The organism is Mesorhizobium sp. M7A.F.Ca.CA.001.10.2.1 (genome assembly GCF_003998575.1).
Lineage (GTDB): Bacteria > Pseudomonadota > Alphaproteobacteria > Rhizobiales > Rhizobiaceae > Mesorhizobium.
This window is the reverse complement of sequence record NZ_RZQY01000605.1, coordinates 1-3,762: the sequence shown is the minus strand read 5'-3', so window position 1 is coordinate 3,762 and position 3,762 is coordinate 1. Positions and strand designations below refer to the sequence as shown.

Sequence of the window (3,762 nt, the reverse complement as noted above, 5' to 3'; positions counted from 1 at the left end):
GGCTTGGGCTGTGCGAACTGCGGGTGATGAACGACCGCCGCTGGCCGTGGCTGCTGCTGGTGCCGCAGCGGCCCGGCGCGGAGGAAATCCATGATATGACGCCGCTCGACCAGGCGATGCTGACCTTCGAGACCAACATGGTGGCGCAGGCGCTGAAGAAGGCGACCGGCTGCACCAAGATCAACACCGGCGCGCTCGGCAACATCGTGCGCCAGCTGCACATCCATGTCATCGCGCGCTCGGAAGGTGATCCCGGCTGGCCAGGCCCTGTGTGGGGACACGGCCTGCGAGAGCCCTATCAACGTTCCGACTTGCGACGGTTTGCCGAAACGATCAAGGCGGCGCTATAAGCGTTCCCAGTGTCCATCCCTCAACATATTCCAGAGTCCCCATGAGCTTCCGCCTGTTTGACGCGCCTTTGCGCGAGCCGAGCCAGTTCGTCGGCTTCGCCGGCAACACGATCGATCGGCAGTCCGAGAACCGCGCCGACGATTCGGTCGACAAGGCGCTGGCCGATCCGGCGACGCGGCTGCTTCTGATGCATGGCGGCCGGCTCTATTTGAAGCTCGGCGATAGCGGCGCTCTCGATCCCTGGTTCGGCGCCACCGAGAGCGAGCCCTTCAAGGTTTCCCTGGCGCAAGGCATCCTGCTCGGCTTTTCCGAACGAGGACCGGTGCTGGCCGTGCCCGCCGGCGTCGAACCCGAACAGCTTCCGGAAACAGTCAAGGCCATCGACTACCGCTCGGTCTACATGCAAGGGCTGATCGACGAGGCGGCGGCTGGCGCGATGGCGCAAGGGGCGGCCCTGCTCGCCTGGCATGCCAGCCATCGTTTCTGCAGCAAATGCGGTACAGAATCGCAGATGCGGGCCGGCGGCTACAAGCGGCATTGCCCGAATTGCGGCACAGAGCATTTTCCGCGCACCGACCCGGTGGCGATCATGCTGACGGCGACGCGGGAGAAGTGCCTGCTCGGGCGCGGCCGGCATTTCGCGCCGGGCATGTACTCGGCCCTTGCCGGCTTCATCGAGCCGGGCGAGACGATCGAGGCGGCGGTGCGCCGCGAGACGCTGGAAGAGGCCGGCATCCGGCTTGGCCGCGTCGTCTACCACGCCAGCCAGCCCTGGCCGTTTCCCTATTCGCTGATGATCGGCTGCTTCGGCGAGCCGCTCAACGACGACATCCAGGCCGACCTCAACGAGCTTGAGGACTGCCGCTGGTTTTTTCGCGACGAGGTGCGCCTGATGCTGGAAAGGACGCACAAGGACAATCTGGTCACGCCGCCGAAAGGCGCCATCGCGCATCACCTGATCCGCGCCTGGGTCGACTCGGAATGATGGCCGCGATTATTCAAAGACATTGCAGGAGCAGGGCATGATCCGTCACACCGTCGTTTTCACGCTGAAGCATCCGCCGCATTCGCTGGAGGAAAAGCGGTTCCTGGTCGACGCCAAGAAAATCCTCACCGCGATCAGGGGCGTCACGCATTTCGAGCAATTGCGGCAGATCAGCCCCAAGAACGACTATCGTTTCGGCTTCTCGATGGAGTTCGCCGACCAGGCTGCCTACAACAGGTACAACGACCATCCAGACCATGTCGCCTTCGTGCGCGACCGCTGGGTGCCCGAGGTCGAGACCTTCATGGAGATCGACTATGTGCCGCTGGGCGCGGTGATTTAGGGCATGGTCCCGAAAAGTGGAAACCGGTTTTTGGAAAAGACCATGCCTAGTAGCGATCAGTCCGCCACCTTCCACTGCTCACGCGACTCACTGGCCGGATAGACGCCCAGAATCCGCACTTCGCGCGAGAAGAAACGAAGCTCGTCCAGCGCCAGCTTGACCAGCGGGTCGTCGGGATGGCCCTCGATGTCGGCGTAGAACAGCGTCGCCGTGAAAGCGCCCAGCTGGTAGCTCTCCAGCTTGGTCATGTTGATGCCGTTGGTGGCGAAGCCGCCCATCGCCTTGTAGAGTGCGGCCGGCACGTTGCGGACGCGGAAGATGAAGGTCGTCATCATCTTGACGTCAGGCGACGGGCGCTCGGCCCATTGCTTGTTCTTGGTCAGGACGACAAAGCGGGTGACGTTTGAGTCGGTGTCCTCGACGTTTTGCTCGATGATATCGAGCCCGTAGAGGGTCGCTGCCAGCGCGGGCGACAGCGCCGCCATGGTGCGGTCCTTGACCTCGGAGACCATCTTGGCGGCGCCGGCCGTGTCGCCGGCGACGATCGCCTTCCAGCCGTTCTTGCGGATGTATTTGCGGCACTGGCCAAGCGCGTGGATATGGCTGTGCACCGTCTTGATCTCGTCGCGCCTGACGCCCGGCAGCACCATCAGCTGGAAATGGATGGGCAGGAAATATTCGCCGATGATGTGCAGCTTCGATTCCGGCAAGAGATGATGGATATCGGCGACGCGCCCGGCAATGGTGTTCTCGATCGGGATCATGGCGAGGTCGGCCTTGTTGGTCTCGACCGCGTTGAAGGCATCCTCGAAAGTCGGGCATGGCAACGGCTCCATCGAAGGGAACATGTTGCGGCTGGCGGTGTCGGAATTGGCGCCCGGCTCGCCCTGGAAGGATATTCTGTTGGTCTTTTCAGGCATGCCGATATCTCAGGTTGAAAGGATCTGTCTGGCGCGTTCGAGGTCTTCCGGCGTGTCGACGCCGAGCGGCAGCGACTGGACGATCTCGGCGTCGATGCGCATGCCGGCTTCCAGCGCCCGCAACTGCTCCAGCCGCTCGCGCCGTTCGAGCGGCGACGGCTTCAGCGCGACGAAACGCTCGAGTGCGTCGCGGCGATAGGCGTAGAGGCCGACATGATGGTAGAGCGGCCCCTCGCCCCAAGGCGCCGTGGCACGGGTGAAATAGAGCGCCCTCAGCCTGCTGCCCGAGAGCGGCGAGCCGACGATCTTGACGACATTGGGGTTGGTCTTTTCCTCGTCGCGGACGATCTCGACGCCGAGCGTGGCGATGTCCACCGCACTGTCCTCGAAAGGCCTGAGCGACGCGGCGATGATCTGGGGATCGATCGTCGGCAGGTCGCCTTGTACATTGACGACGGTTTCGACCTTGCGCCCGGGGTCGAGCGCGATCAGCGCCTCGTGGATGCGGTCGGAGCCGGATTCGTGATCCATGCGCGTCATCACGGCCTCGAAACCGTGCGCGCGCACCGCTTGCGCCACGCTTTGCGTATCGGTCGCCACCACCACTCGGCCAAGGCCGGCTTCGGCGGCACGGCGCGCGACATGGACGATCATCGGGGCGCCTGCGATGTCGGCCAGCGGCTTGCCCGGCAGGCGGGTCGAAGCCATGCGGGCCGGGATCAGGATCAGCGTGGACATTTCGGGTGCAAGGCGTCTCGAAAGAGGACAGGGAAAGTGGCAAAAGGTCTCACTGGAAGCGCCCTTATAGGTGTTGCAACGCCGCAGCAAAAGACCTAGTTTCCGCCCGATTTGACCGCCCTCGCAGGACGGGTCACGATACCGACGGACGGAGTGGACGGTTCTGTCCGCCGGAAAAGGGAGCAAGGGGCGTATGGATTCCAACGAAGTCAACAAACTGCTCGCCGGATTGCTCGGAACCGTTTTCGTCGTCTTCTCGGTCGGCATTGTGTCCGATGCGCTGTTTGCCTCGCCGGCGCCGGAAAAGCCCGGTTTCGCCATCGAGGCCGCCGAGCCCGCCGAAGGCGGTCCGGCCGCGCCTGCCGCCGCAGCCAAGCCGATCGCCGAACTGTTGGCGACCGCCAATGTCGAGCAAGGTGCTGCCG

5 protein-coding genes and 1 pseudogene are annotated in these 3,762 nt (G+C 63.8%); 4 read left to right on the top strand and 2 right to left on the bottom strand.

Annotated elements, in window-relative coordinates; genetic code table 11:
* The 3 genes from EN964_RS28235 to EN964_RS28225 all read left to right on the top strand — a co-directional run.
* Positions 1-350, top strand: a 350-nt coding sequence (locus EN964_RS28235; RefSeq protein ID WP_127276997.1) for an HIT family protein, incomplete at its 5' end; no start/stop codon positions are given.
* Between the two features lie 41 nt (positions 351-391).
* Positions 392-1,336 carry an NAD(+) diphosphatase gene (gene nudC, locus EN964_RS28230; protein WP_127268464.1) on the top strand — a complete coding sequence of 315 codons (945 nt, stop codon included), beginning with the start codon at positions 392-394 and terminating at the stop codon, positions 1,334-1,336.
* Between the two features lie 37 nt (positions 1,337-1,373).
* Positions 1,374-1,679: a Dabb family protein gene (locus EN964_RS28225; RefSeq protein WP_127268465.1), complete on the top strand. Its 306-nt coding sequence runs from the start codon at positions 1,374-1,376 to the stop codon at positions 1,677-1,679.
* A gap of 56 nt (positions 1,680-1,735) precedes the next feature.
* Here the strand turns inward: EN964_RS28225 and EN964_RS28220 are convergent, their stop codons facing one another.
* Positions 1,736-2,599: a prephenate dehydratase gene (locus tag EN964_RS28220; protein WP_127268466.1), complete on the bottom strand. Its 864-nt coding sequence runs from the start codon at positions 2,597-2,599 to the stop codon at positions 1,736-1,738.
* 9 nt (positions 2,600-2,608) lie between these two features.
* The gene (locus EN964_RS28215) at positions 2,609-3,337 is read right to left on the bottom strand and encodes a 3-deoxy-manno-octulosonate cytidylyltransferase (RefSeq protein WP_127268467.1); all 729 of its coding nucleotides are present in this window, start codon (positions 3,335-3,337) and stop codon (positions 2,609-2,611) included.
* Positions 3,338-3,530: 193 nt separating this feature from the next.
* Between EN964_RS28215 and EN964_RS28210 the strand changes: the two are divergent.
* Positions 3,531-3,762: pseudogene (locus EN964_RS28210) on the top strand (cytochrome c family protein); the annotation flags it as partial.